The organism is Verrucosispora sp. WMMC514, assembly GCF_027497295.1.
Taxonomy (GTDB): Bacteria; Actinomycetota; Actinomycetes; order Mycobacteriales; family Micromonosporaceae; genus Micromonospora; species Micromonospora palythoicola.
Genome location: NZ_CP114906.1, coordinates 5,288,154 through 5,308,885, shown reverse-complemented (window position 1 = coordinate 5,308,885; position 20,732 = coordinate 5,288,154). Strand labels below are relative to the sequence as shown.

22 protein-coding genes are annotated in these 20,732 nt (G+C 72.5%); 5 read left to right on the top strand and 17 right to left on the bottom strand.

What is annotated here, in order from left to right; translation table 11 throughout:
* Positions 1–4: 4 nt before the first annotated feature.
* The 3 genes from O7597_RS24685 to O7597_RS24675 all read right to left on the bottom strand — a co-directional run bounded on the left by O7597_RS24685 (position 5) and on the right by O7597_RS24675 (position 2,421).
* The gene (locus O7597_RS24685; RefSeq protein ID WP_269741104.1) at positions 5–727 is read right to left on the bottom strand and encodes a ferredoxin reductase; all 723 of its coding nucleotides are present in this window, start codon (positions 725–727) and stop codon (positions 5–7) included.
* Positions 728–735: 8 nt separating this feature from the next.
* The gene (locus O7597_RS24680) at positions 736–1,335 is read right to left on the bottom strand and encodes a sulfite oxidase-like oxidoreductase (RefSeq protein ID WP_164447298.1); all 600 of its coding nucleotides are present in this window, start codon (positions 1,333–1,335) and stop codon (positions 736–738) included.
* Between the two features lie 72 nt (positions 1,336–1,407).
* Positions 1,408–2,421 (bottom strand): TerC/Alx family metal homeostasis membrane protein, encoded by a 1,014-nt coding sequence (locus O7597_RS24675; protein ID WP_269741103.1) that lies wholly within the window; start codon positions 2,419–2,421, stop codon positions 1,408–1,410.
* A 242-nt stretch (positions 2,422–2,663) separates the two neighbouring features.
* On the opposite strand from O7597_RS24675, the gene O7597_RS24670 reads away from it, so the two are divergent.
* Positions 2,664–3,830 (top strand): CaiB/BaiF CoA-transferase family protein, encoded by a 1,167-nt coding sequence (locus tag O7597_RS24670; protein ID WP_281580863.1) that lies wholly within the window; start codon positions 2,664–2,666, stop codon positions 3,828–3,830.
* A 20-nt stretch (positions 3,831–3,850) separates the two neighbouring features.
* Here O7597_RS24670 and O7597_RS24665 read toward each other — a convergent pair whose 3' ends face one another.
* Positions 3,851–4,261, bottom strand: a complete 411-nt coding sequence (locus O7597_RS24665) for a DUF2267 domain-containing protein (RefSeq protein WP_269741101.1) — start codon at positions 4,259–4,261, stop codon at positions 3,851–3,853.
* Positions 4,262–4,407: 146 nt separating this feature from the next.
* Between O7597_RS24665 and O7597_RS24660 the strand changes: the two genes are divergently transcribed.
* Positions 4,408–4,680, top strand: a complete 273-nt coding sequence (locus tag O7597_RS24660) for a DUF2795 domain-containing protein (RefSeq protein ID WP_269741100.1) — start codon at positions 4,408–4,410, stop codon at positions 4,678–4,680.
* Positions 4,681–4,889: 209 nt separating this feature from the next.
* Here the strand turns inward: O7597_RS24660 and O7597_RS24655 are convergent, their stop codons facing one another.
* Together O7597_RS24655 and O7597_RS24650 are read right to left on the bottom strand one after the other, a co-directional pair.
* Complete coding sequence (locus tag O7597_RS24655) at positions 4,890–5,552, bottom strand: hypothetical protein (protein ID WP_281580862.1); 663 nt, start codon at positions 5,550–5,552, stop codon at positions 4,890–4,892.
* Between the two features lie 141 nt (positions 5,553–5,693).
* Positions 5,694–6,236: a TetR family transcriptional regulator gene (locus O7597_RS24650; RefSeq protein WP_269741098.1), complete on the bottom strand. Its 543-nt coding sequence runs from the start codon at positions 6,234–6,236 to the stop codon at positions 5,694–5,696.
* 67 nt (positions 6,237–6,303) lie between these two features.
* On the opposite strand from O7597_RS24650, the gene O7597_RS24645 reads away from it, so the two are divergent.
* Positions 6,304–7,458, top strand: coding sequence for an alpha/beta hydrolase (locus tag O7597_RS24645; protein ID WP_281580861.1), 1,155 nt, complete (start codon positions 6,304–6,306; stop codon positions 7,456–7,458).
* Here the strand turns inward: O7597_RS24645 and O7597_RS24640 are convergent.
* The 5 genes from O7597_RS24640 to O7597_RS24620 form a co-directional block, all read right to left on the bottom strand.
* Complete coding sequence (locus O7597_RS24640; RefSeq protein ID WP_269741096.1) at positions 7,421–8,392, bottom strand: pirin family protein; 972 nt, start codon at positions 8,390–8,392, stop codon at positions 7,421–7,423. The genes O7597_RS24645 and O7597_RS24640 overlap by 38 nt on opposite strands.
* 65 nt (positions 8,393–8,457) lie before the next feature.
* Positions 8,458–9,390: a hypothetical protein gene (locus tag O7597_RS24635; RefSeq protein ID WP_281580860.1), complete on the bottom strand. Its 933-nt coding sequence runs from the start codon at positions 9,388–9,390 to the stop codon at positions 8,458–8,460.
* 308 nt (positions 9,391–9,698) lie between these two features.
* Positions 9,699–10,331: a hypothetical protein gene (locus O7597_RS24630; protein WP_269741094.1), complete on the bottom strand. Its 633-nt coding sequence runs from the start codon at positions 10,329–10,331 to the stop codon at positions 9,699–9,701.
* Between the two features lie 13 nt (positions 10,332–10,344).
* A complete protein-coding gene (locus O7597_RS24625; RefSeq protein ID WP_281580859.1) occupies positions 10,345–12,129 on the bottom strand; it encodes a DUF4012 domain-containing protein in 1,785 nt (594 codons plus the stop codon).
* A gap of 80 nt (positions 12,130–12,209) precedes the next feature.
* Entirely contained in the window at positions 12,210–13,463 is a 1,254-nt protein-coding gene (locus tag O7597_RS24620; RefSeq protein ID WP_281580858.1) for a glycosyltransferase family 4 protein, read from the bottom strand.
* A 162-nt stretch (positions 13,464–13,625) separates the two neighbouring features.
* Between O7597_RS24620 and O7597_RS24615 the strand changes: the two genes are divergently transcribed.
* Positions 13,626–14,180 (top strand): low molecular weight phosphatase family protein, encoded by a 555-nt coding sequence (locus tag O7597_RS24615; protein ID WP_281580857.1) that lies wholly within the window; start codon positions 13,626–13,628, stop codon positions 14,178–14,180.
* On the opposite strand, the gene O7597_RS24610 is transcribed toward O7597_RS24615, so the two are convergent.
* Positions 14,161–15,627: a polysaccharide biosynthesis tyrosine autokinase gene (locus O7597_RS24610; protein WP_269741090.1), complete on the bottom strand. Its 1,467-nt coding sequence runs from the start codon at positions 15,625–15,627 to the stop codon at positions 14,161–14,163. The two genes, O7597_RS24615 and O7597_RS24610, sit on opposite strands and share 20 nt — an antisense overlap.
* Before the next feature lie 368 nt (positions 15,628–15,995).
* Between O7597_RS24610 and nhaA the strand changes: the two genes are divergently transcribed.
* Positions 15,996–17,327 carry a Na+/H+ antiporter NhaA gene (gene nhaA / locus O7597_RS24605; RefSeq protein WP_269741089.1) on the top strand — a complete coding sequence of 444 codons (1,332 nt, stop codon included), beginning with the start codon at positions 15,996–15,998 and terminating at the stop codon, positions 17,325–17,327.
* 13 nt (positions 17,328–17,340) lie between these two features.
* Here the strand turns inward: nhaA and O7597_RS24600 are convergent, their stop codons facing one another.
* From O7597_RS24600 to egtC, 5 genes are all read right to left on the bottom strand, one after another.
* The gene (locus O7597_RS24600; RefSeq protein ID WP_269741088.1) at positions 17,341–17,631 is read right to left on the bottom strand and encodes a DUF1622 domain-containing protein; all 291 of its coding nucleotides are present in this window, start codon (positions 17,629–17,631) and stop codon (positions 17,341–17,343) included.
* On the bottom strand, positions 17,628–17,978 hold the full coding sequence (locus O7597_RS24595; protein WP_269741087.1) for a DUF1622 domain-containing protein: 351 nt from the start codon (positions 17,976–17,978) through the stop codon (positions 17,628–17,630). Before O7597_RS24595 ends, O7597_RS24600 begins: the two co-directional genes overlap by 4 nt.
* Before the next feature lie 96 nt (positions 17,979–18,074).
* Positions 18,075–18,662, bottom strand: coding sequence for a TMEM165/GDT1 family protein (locus O7597_RS24590; RefSeq protein WP_269741086.1), 588 nt, complete (start codon positions 18,660–18,662; stop codon positions 18,075–18,077).
* Positions 18,663–18,925: 263 nt separating this feature from the next.
* Positions 18,926–19,891 (bottom strand): L-histidine N(alpha)-methyltransferase, encoded by a 966-nt coding sequence (egtD, locus tag O7597_RS24585; RefSeq protein ID WP_281580856.1) that lies wholly within the window; start codon positions 19,889–19,891, stop codon positions 18,926–18,928.
* A gap of 75 nt (positions 19,892–19,966) precedes the next feature.
* The gene (egtC, locus tag O7597_RS24580; protein WP_281580855.1) at positions 19,967–20,713 is read right to left on the bottom strand and encodes an ergothioneine biosynthesis protein EgtC; all 747 of its coding nucleotides are present in this window, start codon (positions 20,711–20,713) and stop codon (positions 19,967–19,969) included.
* Positions 20,714–20,732 lie beyond the last annotated feature (19 nt).

Sequence of the window (20,732 nt, the reverse complement as noted above, 5' to 3'; positions counted from 1 at the left end):
CCTCTCAACCGGTCGGGCCGAAACGTTCGGTGCGTACCCGTCGCGCCGGATGCCCCAGCCCGACGAGCAGATCGGAGACGGCCTCCACGAAACCGGTGGGTCCGCACACGTACACCAGCGGCTCCAGCTCCGGCGGCCAGCCGTTGTTGTTGACATCGGCGAGGCCGAGCCGGTGCGGCTCGCCGCGCCATCCCTCGGGCGCCTGCCGGGTGTAGACGTGGGCCACGTCGAGACCGGCGTCGTCACGTACCCGGCGTCGCAGTTCCTCGGTGTAGAACGCGTCGTCGGGGGTGCGCACCGAGTAGATCAGCCGGAACGGGACCCGGCTTCCGGCCGCCCGCCGGGCTCTGATCATGGCCATCAACGGCACCACCCCCGATCCGCCGGCGACCAGCAGCACCGGTTCGGTCTGCTGTGGCCGCCACACGAACCAGCCGCCGATAGGGCCACGTACCTCGACCGGGTCGCCCTCGCGGTAGCCGTCGACCAGAAACGGCGACACCTCGCCGTCGGTCACCCGCTGGACGCACACCTCGATCCGGTCGCCGTCGGCGGGCGCGGCGAGCGAGTACGACCGGGCGGCCTGGTATCCGTCCGGCGCGGTGAGCCGGATGTCGACGTGCTGGCCGGGCAGGTGGGCCGGCCAGCCCGGCACCTCCAGCACCAGGGTTCTCGCTGTCGGTGTCTCGGCCCGGTCCGCCACCAACCGGGCCGCCCGCCAGCTCATCCGCCCGGTCAATCGCCCTGGTACCGCTGCTCACGCCACGGGTCGCCGTAGTCGTGGTAGCCGGCGGTCTCCCAGAAACCGGGGGTGTCCTCGACGGTGAGCCGGATGCCGCGCGCCCACTTGGCCGACTTCCAGAAGTAGAGGTGCGGTACCAGCAGCCGCGCCGGCCCGCCGTGCTCGGCCGGCAGGTCGTCGCCGTCGTAGCTGTGCACGAGCCAGGCCTGCCCGTCACGCAGGTCCTCCAGCGGGAGGTTCGTGGTGTATCCGCCGTAGGAGTGGGCCAGGGCGTAGTCGGCGGCGGTTTCCACGCCGTCGAGCAGCGTGTCCAACGAGACTCCCCGCCAGGTGGTGCCGAGCTTTGACCACCGGGTGACACAGTGGATGTCGACGGTCGGCGTCTCCTGCGGCAGCGCCATCATCTCGGCCCAGCTCCACCGATGCTCCGTACCGGTCTCGGTGCTGATCACGAACTCCCACTGCTCGCGCGGGACCCGAGGCGTCGGGCCGGCGGAGAGCACGGGAAAGTCCGGCGTCAGGTACTGGCCGGGTGGCAGATCCGCGGCGTCGGCGCGCGGCCGACCCTGGAAGCCCGGTGTGACGATACCCACCGCTCAGTCCTACCACGGCGCACACCGCCACGGGCGGGTTCGACCGGCCCGGGCGCACCGGGCCGGGAACTCTCACTTCCGCTCGGTGACGACCTCCTTGGATCCCGGCACCACGTTGCGGGTGGCCCGCAGGCTTGTGATCGTGACCACGGTCAGCACGCCGAGGATGACCAGCAGCGAGACCACGGTGGGGATCTCCGGGACGCCCTCCCAGATGCCGTGCGCCCAGTGCAGGCCGAGCTTGACGCCGATGAAGGCCAGGATGATCGCCAGACCGTAGGTGAGGTGGACCAGCCGGCTCAGCGCCGCGTGCAGCACGAAGTACAGCGCCCGCAGGCCCAACAGGGCGAAGGCGTTCGTGGCGAAGACGAGGTACGGGTCCTCGGTGATGCCGTACACCGCCGGCACCGAGTCGACGGCGAAGACCACGTCGGTGGCGAGCACCGCCACCACCACCAGCGCGAGCGGGGTGAGCGCCCGGCGTCCGTCGACCCGCACGGTCATCCTGGTGCCGTGGTACTCGTGGACCACCGGCATGAACTTGCGCAGCAGTCGCACCGAGCGCATGGTGCCGATGTCCACCGACTGCTCGTGCCCGGTGAACGCGTCGCGGAGCAGCTTGGCGGCGGTGAACAGCAGGATCAACGCGAAGATCAGGAAGGCGAAGTCCAGGGTCTGCAGGGCCGCGGCGCCCAGGGCGATGAAGATGCCGCGCAGCACCAGCGCTCCGGTGATGCCGAACAGCAGCACCCGTTGGGCGAGCTCGGTGGGCACCGCGAAGGCGGCCAGCAGCAGCATGAAGACGAAGAGATTGTCGACCGACAGTGACTTCTCGACCAGGTAACCGGTGAGGTACTCGAAGCCCCGTTCGGAGCCGTACCGGTGCCAGACCCAGGCGCCGAAGGCCAGGGGCAGGGCTATGTAGAAGGCGCTCCAGCCGAGTGCCTCCTTGAGCGACACCTCGTGCGGGCGCCTGGTCACCAGGAAGTCGAGCACCAGCAGGGCGAGCACGCCAAGGATCGTGATCGCCCACAGCGAGGGCGTGCCTACCGAATCCAGACCGGCCGCGACAGACAAATCGGACATGAGGCCTCCTCGAACACCGTGTCATGTTCGAGGTCTCCTTCACCCACGTTTCGTGGGCAACCACCCGAGGCGCGCTCCGGGCGCGCCGTACTGACCGGCATGGTTCGTGGGAAGTACTCCCCTCGTGCTGCCAAGGTTAGGGCAGCCGAATTCCGCCCGCCACGCGGGGCGCTGCCCGCCGCAGTGGCTCCGCTCACGACGAGCGGCCCGCCGGTCCCGATCCGAGCGCCTATCGTGACCCGGTGAGCGCAGACCTGGCGACCGGCCCGCTGGCCGGCGTACGCGTGGTGGAACTGGCCGGGATCGGCCCCGGGCCGTTCGCCGCCATGATGCTGGCCGACCTGGGCGCCGACGTGATCCGGGTGGACCGGGTCACCGAGGTGGACGCCTCGGTCTTCGGCACCCCGCACCCCGATCTGCTGAACCGGGGACGCCGCTCGATCGGAGTCGACCTGAAGTCCGCCGACGGACGCGAGGTGGTGCTGGCCCTGGTCGGCGACGCGGACGCCCTCGTCGAGGGGTTCCGGCCCGGGGTCACCGAGCGGCTCGGCGTCGGCCCGGCCGACTGCCAGGCGGTCAACCCGGCACTCGTCTACGGCCGGATGACCGGATGGGGTCAGGACGGTCCGAACGCCCCGTACGCCGGACACGACATCGACTACCTGGCGCTGACCGGCGCGCTGCACGGCATCGGGCGGGCCGGCGAGCCTCCGGTGCCGCCGATGAACCTGCTCGGCGACTTCGGCGGCGGCGGCATGATGCTCGCCCTGGGTGTCGTCTCCGCGCTGTACGCGGTCCGCGGCGGCGGCACCGGCCAGGTGGTGGACGCGGCCATCGTGGACGGCGTCGCGGTGCTCAGCACCCAGATCCACGCGCTGCACCAGCTCGGCATGTGGCGTACCCCGCGCGGGGTCAACCTGCTCGACGGCGGGGCACCCTTCTACGACACCTACGAGTGCGCCGACGGGCGGTACCTCGCCGTCGGCGCACTGGAGCCACACTTCTACGACGAACTGGTCCGGCGTACCGGTTTCCCACTCCCGCCGGACGGGCCGATCGACCGGACCGACCCGGCGAACTGGCCGGCGTTGCGGGCCGCCTGGGCGCGCCTGTTCCGCACCCGTACCCGGGACGAGTGGGCGGCGCTGCTCACCGCCTCCGACGCCTGCGCCGCGCCGGTGCTGGACTGGCAGGAGGCGTCGGAGCACCCGCACCTGGCCGCCCGGAGGACGTTCGTGCTCCGCGACGGGGTCGTCCAGCCGGCGCCGGCGCCCCGGTTCTCCGCCACACCGACCGCGATCCGGCGGCCGCCACCCTGGCCGGGTGAGCACACCGACGAGGTGCTCACCGAGGCCGGCTTCGACCGGAACCGGGTCGCCCAGTTACGCGCCAGCGGAGCGGTCGGTTGACATCGCGGGGCGACAACCGCTCAACGGCGGCGCAACGTCGCACCGGGGGCCAGGGCGGGCTCGACCATGTCGCGGTAGTCGCGGGGCAACTGGACCACCAGTTCGTCGAACTCTCCGCCGGTCACCGCCTCCCGCAGTGTCGTGAAGACGGCCCGGACCGCGTCCCGGGCGGCCGGCTCGGCCACCCCGGCACGCACGGCCACCCGGGCGACGAACTCGGCGGCGCCGAACCGTTCCGCCGCCTCGATGTCCGGTGTCGGGCGCATTGGCAGCCGCAGCGGGGCCGGCAGCTGAACGGCCAGGTCCAGCACCTCGCCACCGGTGAGTCGCTCGGCCAGCGTCTCCAGCGTCGCCCGGATCAGCTCTGCCGCCCGCGACGACGAGGTGGCGGTGCGCTGGGCAACCTGGTCGACGAAGGTGTCGTAGTTCATCGCGTACCCCCTCGGGCCGGCGCTTACCCAGCCGACCGGTACGGAAACGGCGACCGCATTTTCGTCGACCTCGGCGCGTGAGCTGTCCCGCGTCGGGTATCCGCGCCCGGTCGTGGCCGGATCGAGGCCCGGGAGGAGTCGACACCATGGCGAGCTACGCCGACGTCCTGCAGTACCTGTCCAGCCTGGACTACCCCGCCGGGAAGGACGAGGTGCTGCGCGAGGCCGAGCGGGAAGGGGCACCGCCGGAGGTACTGCAGGCGCTACGCGCGCTGCCTCCGGTGGATTACGCCAACGGCAACCAGGTGGCCCGGTCGGCCGGCATCGACGCGGCGCCCGAGATCACCGACGCGCAGCGTGGTGCCCAGGGGCGCGACAAGCGGCACCAGCGGGTGTCACAGCACCTGCGCGGCATTTAGCCGGGCGGCTCGGACAGGGGGACGCCCCGGCCGCGAACCGCGGCCGGGGGCGCTCCTGAGTAACCGCCTGCCCTGGCGACGGTGTGCGCCCGAACCGGGTCGCGGCCACCAGGCGGCCGACAGCCACCCGAACCGGGTGGCTGCGTGCTACTGCGATGAGCTTACCGCACGCCATCAGCCGAACGGACAGTGGGTGCCGACAAAGGGGCTCATCCTGTCAGCTCGGCGTATCGCCCCTCCAGATCGACCCGGGCCAGCGCGCCGACCAGCCAGGCGAGCCGCTCCGACTCGCGGCCGCCGGCCAGCCCGGCGAGATCCTCGGCCGAGCGCCCCAGTCCGAGCCGTCGGGCCGCCGTCAGGGCCCGCCGGTCGGCGACCGGCGCGACCTCGCCCCACAACGCCTGCACCTCGCGCAGGAACAGGTCGGCGACCCGGTCGTCGACCCCCGGCAGGGCGGTGAGCAGTGCCCGCTCGCGGGCCGGGTCACGGCGCGCCGCCGACCGCAGCCGCCGCAGGTCGCCCCGGTAGCGCCCGACGACCGCACCGGCCAACTCGCCCAGCAGGTCGGCCAGCGCCTCGATGTCACCGCGCTGGCCGCTGTCGCGCAGCGTCCTGACCCGATCGGAGCGGGATGAACCGGACAGCCGGGCCGCGCTGTCCCAGCCCGCGTCGGGCAGCGCGTGCGCTCCGTCGAGGGCCCGCCGGAAATCCCCCCGGCGGGCCAGCAGCAGGGACAGGCAGAGCAACTGGAACAGGCTGGACGGGTTGTTGGTGACCCGGAAGCCGTACTGCTCGGCGAAGCCCCGGCCACTGCCGGCGAGCCGGCGCGCCAACCGCTTCCTGTCCTCGATCGTGGCAACCGTGGTGGGCATGGGCGGCTGTTACCCGCGCCCGGGGTGAGTACGCCGGACCACGCCCGGCTGCCTGGGCCCAGATCTCAGCGCCGGTCCAGCGTTGCGGAACTGTCGACTGTCGGATCGGTAGGTCGTCGGCTGGTCCGGCCGGACCTGGGGTCACTCGGCACCCACCAGCCTCGCGAGGGTGCCTTCCAGCTCGGCGCGGCCGCGTTGCTGCCCCTCGGTCGCGGTGAGTTCGGCGAGGAGCAGTCCGTCGATGAGCGCGAGCGCGGCGTCAGCCACCTCCCGTGGGCTCGTCACGCCACGCTCGCGGAGTCGCTGCTCGATGGCACCACGCACCCGGTGCGTGCCGGCCGCCAGGAACCCGCGCAGCTCGGGGCGTCGTACGGATTCGAGTGCCAGCTCGTAGCGGGCGAGGAGCCGCTCCCGGTCGGCGCCGAGCAGCCGGTCGACCACGCGCGCGAGGTCTGCGGCGAGGGGCCCGGCGGCGGCGGGGGCGATGGCCGCCTCGTCCAGCTCGGCCAGCCGATCGACGGCCGCCCGGAGCAGGTCCGCCCGGGTACGGAAGTAGTAGGAGGTCGAGCCCATCGGAAGCCCCGCCTCCCGGTCCACGGCCCGGTGCGTGAGTCCACGTCCACCTGCCCTGGCCAGCGTGGTGATCGCCGCATCCGCGATCACGGTCCGACGCTCGGTCACCATGGGCTTCCCCTCCCGATGCTCTACAGGTGTAGAGTAGCAGGCCTCGACATCTGTAGAGGAGGAGCCCGTGTCGAACGACTACCTGGTGCACGTCCTCGTGCTCGGCCTGGCCACCACCGCCGCGTTGGTCCCACCCACTCGACCACGGCTGCTGGCGCGGGCCGCCTTCCTGGCCGGGATGGTGGTGAACGAGGTGCCGCACCTGGTCCTGGCGCTGCTCGCCGCCTCGACCGCCGCGGCGATCTGGAGCGGAGACCTGCGCACCGACGTGCTGTCGGGCGTCCTGCTGGCGGGCGCGGTGGCGACCGCGGTGATGCTGATCCTGTTGACCCGCCGGGCCGCCCGTTCGAGGTCCGTCGCCGGCGCCGCACTGCGAGCGGCCGGCATGGACCGCGCACCGGCTCGGCGCAGCTGGTGGCGGACCGCCCTCACCCCGCTGCCGATCCGACCCCGTTCCGTGCGGCGACTGCGCAACCTGCGCTACGGCGACCACCGGCGCCAGCGGCTCGACGTCCTGCGCCGCCGGGACCGACCCACGGGTGGCCCGGTGCTGGTCTACTTCCACGGCGGCGGCTACTTCTCGGGCAGCAAGAACTGGGAGGCTCGTGGCCTGCTGCATCACCTCGCCGCCCGCGGCTGGGTGTGCGTGAGCGCGACCTACCGGCTCCGCCCCGGGGCGGGTTTCGAGGAGCACCTCGCCGACGCCGAGGCCGCGGTGGCCTGGGCGCGTACGCACGCCGGAGAGCACGGCGCGGACGCCACGACGGTCGTGCTGGCGGGTAGCTCCGCAGGGGCCCATCTGACCTCTCTCTACACGCTGCGCGCGAAGCCCGAGGAACGGCCGGCCGCGGCGGTCTGCCTCTACGGCTACTACGGCCGTTACTACGGCCGCGGCGCCGACGAGGCGGTCACGTCGACCCCGTTCGCGCTGCCGGCATTCGACGCACCGCCCTTTCTGATCGCGCACGGAAGCCTGGACAACTACACCTCCGCCGGCACGGCGCGCGCCCTGGCGGAGAAGCTGCGGGCCGAGTCGTCACAGCCGGTGGTCCACCTCGAACTGCCCGGTGGCCAGCACGCGTTCGACATCGTCTCCTCCTGGCGGCTGACCGCTGTCCTGGACACCCTGGACACACTGCTGGCCGTCGTCGGCGTGGGAGCGGAAGAGACCTGCCAGCGAACGCCTAGCCGTGGAAGCCGCCGGAGCGGTCCCGGGCCTTGAGTCGGACGGTGGGCAGCGCCGGGGCGGGCAGCGGCGGGTCCGGGTCGTCGGCGACGACCCCGAACCGCCGGCCGGCCATCCAGTCCTCGCGAGCGGCGGCGATCTCGTCGTGGTCCCGGCCGACGAAGTTCCACCACATCACCAGCGGCTCCTCGAACGGTGTGCCACCGAGCAGCATCAACCGGCTGCCCGGCTCACCACGCAGGCTCAGCGCGTCCCGTCCCGAGCCGAGCCAGAGCAGCGCACCGGGGGTCAGCGGCAGGCCGTCGACCTCGCCGGCACCGTCGAGGGCCAGCAGCGCGTACTCGAAGTCACGCCGCAGCGGCAGTCCGGCGGGCGCCGGCCCGGCCAGTTCCAGTTGCGCACCGAGCAGCGGGGTGTGCACCCGCGCCGGTGAGCGTTCCCCGGCCAGTTCCCCGACCAGCAGGGTGACGTCGAGATCCCCGTCGCGCCACCGGGGCAGCTCGGCGTGGTGGGCGAAGTCGGGCGCGCCGGCCCGGGCCCCGTCCGGCAGCGCCACCCACAGCTGCACCCCGTGCATCAGGGGCGGATGCCGCGCCGGTGAGCGTTCGGAGTGGGCGATGCCGTGACCCGAGGTCATCACGTTCAGTTGACCGGGACGGATCGGCTGCTGGTTGCCGAGACTGTCGCGGTGCAGGATCTCGCCGTCGAGCAGCCAGGTCACGGTCTGCAGGCCGGTGTGCGGGTGCGGCGGCACCTCCATGCCGGGCCGCTCGGCCACGTCGTCGGGTCCGAAATGGTCGACGAAGCACCAGGCACCGACCAGCCGTCGGGTGCGCTGCGGCAGCAGCCGGCGCACCGTGGTGTACCGACCCAGCGGCACGTCGTGGCCGGGCAGCAGCACACTGCCGGGATCGACCGTCGCCACACCGGGTGGTCGGGTCTGCGCTGGCATCGCTTCGGCACGCTCCACGGTTCGACTCTACGCCCGCCCCGGTCGCCCGCCCGCTCGTCGGCGAGCCGGCGCCCGGAGGAGGCTCAACCGCCGCGTACGGTCACCACGTTGGCACCGGCCACCAGGTCCAGGAAGATCCGTCCGGCGGCCCGGTCCCAGCCCGCTGAGCCGAGCACCGTACCCGGGGCGACGCCGTCGCGGCGCTCGCCGTACACCTCGACGGCTCCGGCGCCGGAGCCGGCCCGGACGCGTACCGGCACGCCGTCGGTGACCGTGACGTCGAACTGGTTGACCCCACCGGTGACCCGCACCACGAGCGGGCCGTCGACGCCGGGCAGTCGAAGGTCGGTCCGGGTCGCGCCACCCACCAGCTCCAGTCCGGACAGCCGGGCGGCGCTCAGGTCCACCCGTCGCTCGGCGGCCCCGCCGGTGAGCCGCAGGTGCCAGGACACCCGGGCGTTCAGCAGCACCTCGACCGTGCCCGGCTGCTCGCCGACCCGCTCCATCCGCAGTGCCATCCGATCGCCCACCAGTACCGGACGTGCCCGCGCGCCGGACCCGGCGGGGCTGACCACGCGGTACAGCTCCTCCCCCAGCTCGGTGACCCGCAGGTCGACGCGGTCGAGCCCGTCAACCAGCTCGAAGCTGGCCCGCCGTCGATCGTGCAACGGTGCGGTCCACACCTGCTCGGGGTTCTCCCGCGCGGCCCGGGCGGCACCGCCCAGTCCGCCGGCGTCGTCCGGCACGGCGGTCGCGCCGGCCACCGGGTCCGTTCCGCCGGAGAAGACCAGGCCGAGCCGGTACGGGTCGGAGAGGATCGCCACGACCGCGACCGCTCCCAGACCCAGCACCAGTACCACGGCGGCGACCAGCAGCCGGGCAGCCGGCGACCAGCTCGACCGATCCGGTGGTGCCGCATCGACGTCGGCGGGCGTCGCCAGTGACATCTCGACCTGCGACACCGGGATCGACCCGGCTGGTGTTCGATCCTGTCCGTCCCGCACCGATCCGGCCATCGGTCTCCCCTTCCACGGTCCCCTACCGAGGGGTACGCGCCAGGAGGCGGGACGGATCAGTCGACCGGGCGTTGAACCCGGGCCTGAGCTGGCAACGGACCGCGGCGCACCGGACGGTGGTGACGGACCGTATCCGAGGACGCGCGACGCAACCGAGGCCCGGGCCGGGCCGGACATCGACGGTTCCGCCGGGTCGCCGAGGCGGTGCCGGCGCACAGCCCGGTGTCGGGCGCAACGGTACCGGTGCCCGTCGGAGGGAGCGGCGGGCACCGGTACCTTGGTCTCCGGGCCCTGCCCGGAATGGTGGGTCAGCTCGCGCCACCCGCACCGAAGCGGTTGCGCCGCCGCCAGACCAGCGTGCCGAGCAGCAGGACGGCACCGGCGGCGACGAGCCCGCCGCCGACCTTCATCGGCGTGTCCAGGCTGCTGCCGGTGACCGGCAGGTGCGGCTTCTTCTTGGGCAGCACCCGCAGCTGGGTCGAGGCGGTGCGGCCGGACTCCCGGCCGGTCGCGGTGAAGGTGAGCAGGCCGGTCACCGAGGGCGTGTACCGCCGGGTGAAGACCCCTTCGGAGTTGGTCCGGGCGGTGAAGCTCAACGGGGCGCTGGCCTGGAATGCCACCGGTGCCATGGCGACGGTGCTGCCGTCGCTGCGCCGTGCCGTACCGGCGGCCGGCGCGGCCAGCGGCGACACCGAGACGACGATGTCCACCGTCTCGTTCGGCCCGAAGTTGCGGCCGGTGAGGATGACCGTCTCACCGATGAAGATGGTGGGTCGGTTCACCGTCAGCGACGCCAGCACCGGCGGATACGGCGGTGGCTGGGGCGGATCGGTGACTGTTGGCGACGGCTGCGGCTGCGGTTGCGCCGCCCCCGCCGCAGCCGGCACGGCCACCACGGCCAGACCGACCGTGAGCGCCATGATGATGCGGGATAGCCGCATGGTTCGTTCCCTCCTACTGAGAACAGCTTGGTGCGGTAACAACATGGGTGGTCCATGGGGTGGCGGTCGGGGTCAGCCACAGCTCGGCCGTACCGCTGTCCGTCTTCCCGGTCAGCAGCGAGACCTCCAACGTGCGGGTCCCGCCCGGTCCGATCTCGACGTTCACGGTGGCGACCTGCCGCCGCCGTTCGGTTCCGTTGCCCACGGAGGTCTCGGCACCGTCGAGTCGGGTGTCGAGCACCGCCCCGCCGGTGGGGCCGTACACCGACACCAGGGTCCGGACGGTGTACGGGTCCCCGGCCCGACCGAGACCGAGAACCGACTCGCTGAGCCCCGAGGCCGGTGCGGTGGACCGGAGCGTCACCCGGAGGCTCAACTCACGGCGGCCGTCGGCGTGGCAGTCGCCGACCCTCAGGTCGGCGGTCTGCCGGAGGTAGTAGCCGAGCTTCGCGCCGCTGCCGTCGTTGAGGAACACGCCGACAGTCGGCACGGTGTCCTGTTCCGGAAGCGCCCCGGCCATCCGGCTGTCGCCGATTGTCCGCTGTTCCTCCGGTCGGGCACTCCAGAACAGTATCCGACGTTCTTGTATAGAGCGGTCGAATGCGGACAACAACCCATTCGGGTGGATGTTCCGGGCAAAAAGCGTGTCAAACACCGTGGCTGCCGCACCCGCGAAGAAGCCGTCCTGTTCCCCCGGACTCATCCGCTGGTAGGTGTCGCTGAGCAGGGTCCGGACCGCGTTCTCCGCACTCAACGCCACCCCGCCCGGCACCCGCACCGGCCCGGTGGCCTTGAGCAGGTACGACAGCACCACCGGGTCGACCGCGAGGACGCCGTCCACCTTCTCCCCGCTGTACCGCTTGTACATCTCCCGGTACAGCGCGGCGGCGGTCGGGAAGTGTGGACTGAGGTTGACGTCCGCCGGGTAGATGCCGGGCAGCTCACCCCAGAGGGCGCGCACCTCCGCCGGGATCTTCAGCGGCGCGGGAAACCGACCGAGGCTCGAACTGCTGCCCTGGGCACCCATCTTGACCCGGCCCTTGTTCGTCTCGATCACCGCGTACGCGCCGAACATGCCGCCGGTCGCGCGCAACTCCGCGGAGTTCTGCGACACCAGCAGGTAGCGTCGCGGCCCGTCCACGCCGAGCAACGGCGGCAACAGGCGGCTCGCCCGGTCCGCCGCCGAGGTCATCGCGACCAACCGGTCGATCTCGCCGCGCAGCTCCGCCAGGGCGCGCCGGACCTGCCCGACCAGCCGGTCGTCGGAGACCTCGGCCAGCTGCGTGCGGGTCCGCTGCACCTCGTCGTGCACCGCGACCAGATCGTCGGTGACGGCCCGCAGGCCGGTCAGGTCCAGCCGGCCCTCCTGCGGCACCAGCCCGCCGAGGTCGACGCGGAGCAGCGCCGGGAACGCCTGGCGCGCCAGGTCGTCGATGGCGACGGCGATCTGCCGGACCGCGGTGAGGTTCGCCCCGGCGACCGGGGCCTGCCGGCCGAGCCACCATCCGGGATCCCCGGTGGCCCGCCGCGCCGCCCCGGACTGCTCCTGCAGCGCGGCGAGGGTGCGCTGGGCGCGGGCGGTGTCGCCACCGACCAGATGGGCGCTCAGCTCACCGGCCAGACCGGCGGCGTTGACCAGGTGGGCGCGGGCCTGCCAGCCCCGGAAGCCGACCCAGCCGGCGAGGCCCAGCAGCAACGAGCCGACCACCAACGTGGTCAGCAGGACGCGACGCAGTCGGGCGCGCCGACGACGGCGGGACCGACTACGCCGCCGTCGAGGGCTCTCGCTCTGCGTCACGTCACACCTCTTTCCGAAACGGACAGAAGACCACATTGTTCCTAACACCTAACGGCGATTCGGGTGCGTTAATGACGGAATCAGGCGTTACGAGAGATCCGTTCGACTCTCGTGTCGCGTCTCGTGTCGCCGGCCGCCGCCTCGCGCAGCAGTTCCTCGATCCGGTCGACGCCGGACGACAGCGACATCTCCCGCAGGTACGCATCCCGACCACGCCGCCCCATCTCGACCCGCGCCGGTGCGGGGATCTGCGCCGCCAGCCAGAACCGATCCGCCAGGCTGGCCCAGTCCTCCGGCGGGCAGGACAGCCCCGCCCGGGCCCGTTCGACGAGGGCCGCGGTGTCGCCGCCGGCCGAGGCGACCACCGGCGCGCCGCACGACAGCGACGCCTGGAGCTTATCCGGCACGCTGCCGCGCAACTCCGGCAGATCACGCATCATCACCAGCTGGTAGTCCGCGGCGGCGTACAGCTCCGGCATGTCCAACGGGGAGCGCCGGTCCACGAACCGGACGTTGTCGGCCCGCAGCTCGGCGGCGAGGCCGCGCACCCGCCGCTCCTCGGCACCCGAGCCCACCAGAACCAGGTCCACGGTGTCGCCCAGGGCGGCCGCCGCCCGTACCGCCGTGTCCAGCCCCTGCCGCGCACCGATGGTGCCGGCGTGCATCACGACGCACCGCTCGTCCCGGCGGACCAGCCGTCGGGCGGCCGGGCTGGCCGGCACCGGACGGAAGATCCGCTCGTCGGTCCAGTTGAGCACCACCCGGACCCGTGCCTGGTCGATCCCGTCCGTCAGCACCGCGTAACGCAGTGAGGGGGAGGTCACCGCGACCCGGCTGGCGGCCCGGTAGGTCCGGAGCGTGGCCGCCCGGACCCGGGCCGCCCACCTGCCGTCGTCGACGGACTCGGGGAGCTGTTCGGCCCAGACGTCCGGCACGTGCAGCACCAGCGGCACCGGGCCGAGCAGGCGGAGCAGGGCCGCCGAGGCGAACGCCGCGGCCGGCGGCTGATGCACGTACAGCACGTCCACTCCGGCCAGGAAGCGCCGGCCGACGAGCGCCGCGCTGCCGGCGAAGGTGAGCCAGGAGGCCATCCGGCCCCGTACGGTGGCGTCCCCGGTGCTGTACCGGGGCACCCGCCGCACGGTCAGCCCCCGGCTGCGGGTCTCGTGGTGCCAGCGCTGCCGCCAGCCCGGGTAGACGTGCCCGCCCGGATAGTCCGGGAATCCGGTCAGCACCCGTACCTCGTGGCCCCGCGCGGCCAGTTCCTCGGCGAGGCTGCCGGGGATGAACGCCGGCTCCGGTGGGAAGTGGTACGTCACGAGCCCGATTCGCACCGGGACACCCCCGTCTCCGCGTTCCGGTTCGGCGCGCCGCCCGGGACCGGGGACGCGACGACTGCGTACGATCTCGGCATCCCCTCATCGGGTGGACGCCGCCGGCGACCGCCCGTCGTCGCGGTGCCACCGCCCGCGACCGCGTCGTCCAGGGGGTTCCACATGCTCAGCGCGGTGCTGTTCGTCTGCCACGCCAACCTGTGCCGGTCGCCGATGGCCGAGTACGCCGCGCGTCGCCTGCTCGCCGGGCGACCGGTGACGGTGGCCAGCGCCGGCACCGACGCCGTCGAGGGCCTGGCCATGCATCCGTACGCGGCGACGATCGCCGCCGAGACCGGTGACGACCCGACGTCGTTCCGCAGCCGGCGGCTGCTGCCGGAACACCTCACCGGGGCGGTGCTGGTGCTGACCGCCACCCGGCGCCAGCGCTCGATCTGCACCGCGCTGGCACCGGCCGCGCTGCATCGGACGTTCACGCTGCGCCAGTTCGGCCGGCTCGCCGCGGCGGCCGAGCCGGCAGGGAGCGAGCAGGACGATCCGGTCCGGGCCGCGGTGGCCGCCGCGGCCCTGGCCCGGGGGCGGTTGCAGCCCGCCCCCGGGGACGCCGACGACCTGCGGGACCCGGTGGGCGGCACCCCGGAGGATTTCCGACGCTGCGCGGAGGAGATCGACCGGGCGCTGCGGCCACTGGCGACGCTCATCGGGACAGCCGGGTGAGTTCCTGCGTGTGGTCGCTCACCTCGCCGGCGCGGGTCCGCTCGGCATGCCGGCCGGCCCTGCTCCGGTCGGTCGGCACCGACTGACCACCGGTCGCGGCGGCCACCACCCGGTACGCCTCGTACTGGTACGCCTCGGCCTTGGGCACCCGGGCCATGTTCAGCACGCAGCCGAGCAGCCGCACCGACACCGAGTGCAGGGCCCGGGCGGCCGCGGCGACCTGAGCCCGCGAGGTACGCCCCTGCTGGGTGACCAGCAGCGCGCCGTCGGCCTGCACCGCGACCACCACACCGTCGGTGACCGCGAGCAGCGGCGCGGTGTCGATGATGACGATGTCGGCGGACTCCCGAAGGGCGAGCAGCAGGTCCGACATGGCCTTGGAGCCGAGCAGTTCGCTCGGGTTGGGTGGTGCGGAGCCGCTGGGCAGCACGAGCAGCGACTTGTCGCCCCAGCGCTGGACCACGTCGCCCACCTGCACGTCGCCGACGAGCACGTCGGTGAGCCCCACACCCCGGTCGATGCCCAGGTAGTCGCCGACCTTGGGCCGGCGCAGGTCGGCGTCGACGAGCAGGACCCGCCAACCCGCCTCGGCCAGGGCGATCGCCAGGTTGCACGACAGCGTGGTCTTGCCCTCGCCCTGCAGGGCACTGGTGACGGCGATGACCCGGGCCGGCTCGTGCACGTCGACGAAGCGCAGGTTCGTACGCAGCTTGCGGACGGCCTCGGCGCGCGCCGAGGTGGCGGCCTCGCCGACGATCAGGGGGGCCGACCGCGCGCTGGTGTCGATCGGGATCTCACCGAGCAGCGGACTGCCGGTCACCCGCTGCAGACCGGCCGCGTCGCGCAGCCGGACGTCGGCCATGCCGCGCAGGAGCGCCAGACCGATGCCCGCCAGCAGGCCGAGCAGGGCGCCGATCGCGGTGTTGCGCACCGGCTGTGGCGACACCGGCGTGGGGGTCACCCGCGGCCCACTCACCACTTCGATCTTGATCGGCCCGGGGCTGCCGTCCGGTCGCGTCTCGACCTTCTGCACGAGTTCGACGAACTTCGCCGAGAGCGCCTCGGTCACCCGCAACGCCCGGGTCTGGTCGGTGTCGGTCACCGACGCGCGCAGCAGCACGGTACCGGTCTCGGTGGAGGTGCTGACCCGCCGCTGGACCTCCTCGGCGGTCAGCCCGAGCTGGCTGTCGGAGACCGCGGCCTGCGCCAACCGGTCACTGGTCAGCAGCTCCGCGTACGACTTCACCCGCTGCTGGAGGAAGAGCCCGCCCTGGTAGGCGTCGGTGACGCCCTGGCTCGGTGTGGTGACGAAGAAGGTGACCGAAGCGACGTAACGAGGCTGGGCCCGCACGGTGACCAGCGCGGTCACGCCCAGCGCCACCATGAGGGTGACCAGGACGATCCACCAGTGCCGGCGCACCAGGCGTAGTTGGCGGTACAGGTCCATCAGGCGGGCCTCCGTACCGGGCCGGTAACGCCAAAGAACTTCACGAAAACCCCCAAGGTCGACTCAATCTCGTGAAACCATTAAAGCGGCTCATGCGGCTTATGTCCGGAGTTAGGTATTTCTGAATAGCCGATCTCGTCCGCAGTGACCAACCGGACCAGCGGTCCGTCGGAATCGCTCCGACCCGGAAAAAATGCGATGTCGTCGCCGAGCGCCCCGGGCGGCTCGGCTCTCTCCTGTGGGAAGAGTCGCGTCGGCTCCGCTCGCGACGGCCGTCGGCACTGGATAGGGTCTTGCACGGGTGTGCCGGGAAGCCTGGTCGGCGATGGTGCCGTGCTGCCCTCCGACGGACGAGGTGGACCTCACGTATGACCGACCAGAACCCGCGCCCTGAGCGCCGCGGCGTGAGCCGCCTGTTCTCCCGCACCTCCTGGCCGGAGGCGCGCTTCGTGGCCGACGTGCTGCGTACCGAGACCGTCGGTGGAGCCCTGCTCCTCCTCGGTGCCGTGATCGCGCTGGTCTGGGCGAACTCGCCATGGGGTGACGCCTACGCGGAGCTGGGCCAGTGGGTGCCCTGGTCCGGCGGCGCCGCGCTGCACCTCGACCTCGACCTCGCCACCTGGGCCGCCGACGGCCTGCTGGCCATCTTCTTCTTCGTGGTCGGGTTGGAACTCAAGCGCGAGTTCGTCGCCGGTGAATTGCGTGATCCGCGGCGGGCCGCGCTGCCGGTGGTGGCGGCGGTCGGCGGAATGGTCGTGCCGGCACTGATCTTCGTGGCCGTCAACGTCGCCGGCGGTGGCGACGGACTGCGCGGTTGGGCGATCCCCACCGCCACCGACATCGCGTTCGCGCTGGCGGTGCTGGCCGTGATCGGGGCCTACCTCCCGCAGGGACTACGGGCCTTCCTGCTCACCCTGGCCGTGGTCGACGACCTGCTGGCCATCACCATCATCGCGGTGTTCTACACCGACGACTTCAGCGTGCTCCCACTGCTCGGCGCCCTGGTGCCGATTGCCCTGTTCGGCCTGCTGGTGCAGCGCCGTCGCACCTGGTGGTGGGCGCTCATCCCGCTCGCCGTGGTGGCCTGGACCCTGGTGCACTCCTCCGGCGTGCACGCCACGGTGGCCGGTGTGCTGCTGGGCTTCACCGTGCCGGTGCTCGCCGGCAAGGGCGGCGACGGGCGTCGCCCGATGCCCGGTCTCGCCGAGCACCTGGAGCACGTGTGGCGACCGGTCTCGGCCGGCTTCGCGGTGCCGGTCTTCGCGTTCTTCGCCGCCGGCGTCTCGCTGCGCGGCGCGGACCTCGGCGCGGTGGTCACCGACCCGATCGTCCTCGGCATCGTGCTCGGCCTCGTCGTCGGCAAGTGCGTCGGCATCCTCGGCTCCACCTTCCTGCTGGCCCGGTTCACCCGGGCCAGCCTGGACGAGGACATCAGCTGGTCGGACCTGCTCGGGGTGTCGTTCCTGGCCGGTATCGGCTTCACCGTGTCGCTGCTCATCGGCGAACTGGCCTTCGGCTCCGACGGCGCCGAGGGCGACAACGTCAAGGCGGCGGTGCTGGCCGGCTCGTTGATCTCGGCGTTGCTGGCCACCGTCGTGCTACGGCGGCGCAACAAGGTGTACCGGGCGATCGCCCTCAAGGAGCAGGCCGACGAGGACCAGGACGGCGTGCCGGACGTCTACCAGAAGCCGGCCGGCTGACCACCGCGCTCACTCATCTGGGCAACGCCCGGTCGACCCGCTCGGCCGGGCGTTGCCCGTCTCGTGACCGTCGGCGGAAGTCCGCAGTCAGCGCGGTACGCACCAGCAGGCGCAGCGCCACGATCGCCACCAGTACGGCGATCTCCGTCCAGGACTGCTCCCCGGCCAGCCGCAGCAGGCCGGCGGCGAGCAGCATGTCGAGCAGCACCCCCAGGGCCGTCGCGCGGGAACCGGTGGTCAGCAGCGCCACGGTCGCGCCGAGCACGCCGAAGGCCGTGACGAGCGCGGACAGCAGCATCCTCATCGGTCGTCGACCTGCCGCTGCTCGTGTTCGATCTCCCGGCCCAGCACGTAGTTCAACACCGTCCGGATGGCGGCGATGGCGGCCAGTTGGCCGATCTGCGCGAAGGTCGGCGACAGCGCGGTACGCAGAATGTCCGCCGCCAGCTGGAACTCCAGGCCGAGGGTCAGGAAGCGCCCGAGGGACAGCCGGATCCGGGTGAACACCGCGGCGTCGCGGTGACGCAGCCCGTCGACCACGAAACGCAGCGCGGCCATGGCCGCACCGACGACGATGACGAACGCGCCGACCAGTTCGACCCCGGTCACCAGCAGTTGGTGACCCCGTTGGAGGAGGACCTCGACGTCCACCCCGGCGCCTTACCCGGCCTGCGTCCGGGTAGTCGACGCCCGGGGGCGCACGAGTCAAGCCGGTCAGCGCGGTCGCGGGCCGGGTGTCGCCGCCGCTCAGCGCAGCTGGGTCACCGCGTCGACGATCAGCCAGACACCGCTGACGGCGAAGAGCCCGGCGGCACCGTACCGGATGGTTCGTTCCGGCAGTTTCCGGCCGAGCAGCCGGCCGGCGACGATCGCCAACGCGTCGGCCGCGACCATGCCGACGGTCGAGCCGATCCAGGTGCCGAACCAGCCGTACTGGGTGGCCAGCGTGATGGTGGCGAGCATCGTCTTGTCACCCAGTTCGGCGAGGAAGAACGCGACGCCGACGGTGAGCACGGCCGACCGGCCGCCACGGGCGGCCCGCCGCTCGTCGTCGGCGGTGAGCCGGTCGCCCCGCAGCGTCCACGCGCCGAAGCCGAGAAAGGCCAGACCCGCCAGCAGCGAGATCCAGCCGGTCGGCAGGGTCGCGCCGAGGCCGTGGCCGATCGCCACCGAGGCGAGGTGCACCAGGGTGGTGGCGACGGTGATGCCGATCAGCACCGGCAGCGTGCGGTATCTGGTGGCGAAGGCCAGCGCCATGAGCTGGGACTTGTCTCCCAGCTCGGCGACGAAGATGACGCCGAAGCTGACCACCAGCGCGGCGAGGAACCCGTCCATGATGTCCTTCCCGGATCAGGCCGGGAAGGAGGTGTGGGGACGCCCTCGACCCGGCCGCGACAGCCTGGTCGAAGGTCTCGCCCGCCTTCGCCGAAACGAGGCCGGATGGCCGGATGCGAAACGCACCAGTATGTCGACCACGCCGTTATGGGCTACTCCCCTTCGCTGCGCCCAGCCTAGCCGATCACCCTCCGGTGCCGCACCGCGGTCCAGGGGGCGGTCGGGCCTGCGGCGACATGGTCCGCGCGGACGGTACGCTCCGCTCACTCGGCGCGGGCGAGGGTCACCCCGAACAGGCCGTCCGGGTCGGTCCAGAACCGCTCGGTACGGAATCCGACGGCGGCCAGCTCACCCGCGATCCCCTCGGGGCGGAACTTCGCCGACACCTCGGTCCGCAGGTCCTCGCCGGCGGCGAAGTGCACATCGAGGTCGAGCACCCGCACCCGCATGGATCGCTCCGCCCGCAGCCGCATCTCGATCCACTCCTGTTCCGGATTCCAGAGCGCGACATGGGCGAACGCCGCCGGGTCGAAGTCGGCGTCGAGTTCCCGGTTGAGCACCCGCAGCACATTGCGGTTGAACTCGGCCGTCACTCCGGCCGCGTCGTCGTACGCGGGCACGATCACCGCCGGATCCTTGACCAGGTCGGTGCCGACCAGCAACCAGTCACCCGGCTCCAGGGCGGCCCGCATCGCGGCGACGAACTCGGCCCGTTCCACGGGCAGCAGGTTGCCGATCGTGCCACCCAGGAAGACGACCAGCCGCCGCCCACCTGTCGGCAGGTGATCCAGGTGGCGGGTGAAGTCGCCGACGATGCCGCGCACCCGCAGCCCCGGGTAGTCGGCGGTGAGGGCGGCGGCGGACCCGGCCAGCGCGCTCACCGACACGTCCAGCGGCACGAACGTCCCGAGACCGCCGCGCTGGGTGAAGGCGTCCAGCAGCAGGCGGGTCTTCTCCGAGGAACCGGAACCCAGCTCGATGAGCGTCTTCGCGCCGGTCAACTCCGCGATCTGGACCGCCTGCTCGGCCAGGACGGCACGCTCGACCCGGGTCGGGTAGTACTCCGGCAGGCGGGTGATCTCGTCGAACAGCTCGCTGCCCCGGGAGTCGTAGAACCACTTCGGCGGAAGCCACTTCTCCGTGGCGGTCAACCCGAGGCGCACGTCCTGCCGCAGACTGCGGCTGATGTCCTGGTCGTCGAGGTGGATCTCGAGTGGCTCAGCGCCCATCTGCTGTCCCCTTCCGTCGTGTCTGACAGGTGCGTGCGACTCCGCGCACGCCCGGTGGTGCGTCGTCGGCCCGCCTCACCACGAGGCCAGTGCCTGCTGGCGCACCTCGGTCGCGGTGGCCTGCACGAGCTGCCCGTCGGGCACCTCGCGCCACCCCGGTTCGTCGTCGTGCGGCTCGGAGACCAGCAGCACCGAGGCGGCGGTGGCGCGCAGCGACAGGGCGTGCCCGGCCGCGCTGGCGACCACCGTGTGACCGTCGGTGAGCAGCAGGTTGAGCCGGGAGCCGGGTGCCGCCGCGGCCACCGAGGTGACCGTCTCGGCCACCGCCCGGGCCGGCGCGACACCGGCGCGCAACCGGTCGCGGACCAGCGCCCACAGCAGCGCCGAGTCGGTGGTCGCGTCGAGGGTGAGCAGGTCCCGTACGGGTAGCTCGGCGGCGAGCGGGACCATCGAGTCGGGCCAGCCGCGCACCACGCCGTTGTGGCTGAACAGCCACCGACCGTCCGCGAACGGTGCGGCGGCGGTGTCGACGATCGCCATGCCGACGGTGGCCGAGCGGACGGCGGCCAGCACCGCGCCGGCCGAGGTGACCGCCGCCAGCTCGGCGATCGTCGGGTCGCTCCAGATCGGCTGAGCCCGGCGGTACCGCACCGGCGCGGCGCCGTCCGGGTACCACCCGACGCCGAAGCCGTCGGCGTTGATGGTCCCGCCGCCGCGCATGTCGCGTGGCGCCCAGGACTGGCGCAGCAGTGAGTGCGGCGGGTCGAACAGCAGGTCCCGCAGGGTCACCGGCGGCCCCAGATAGGCCAGGTGTCGGCACATCAGACGACCGGCTTTCCGA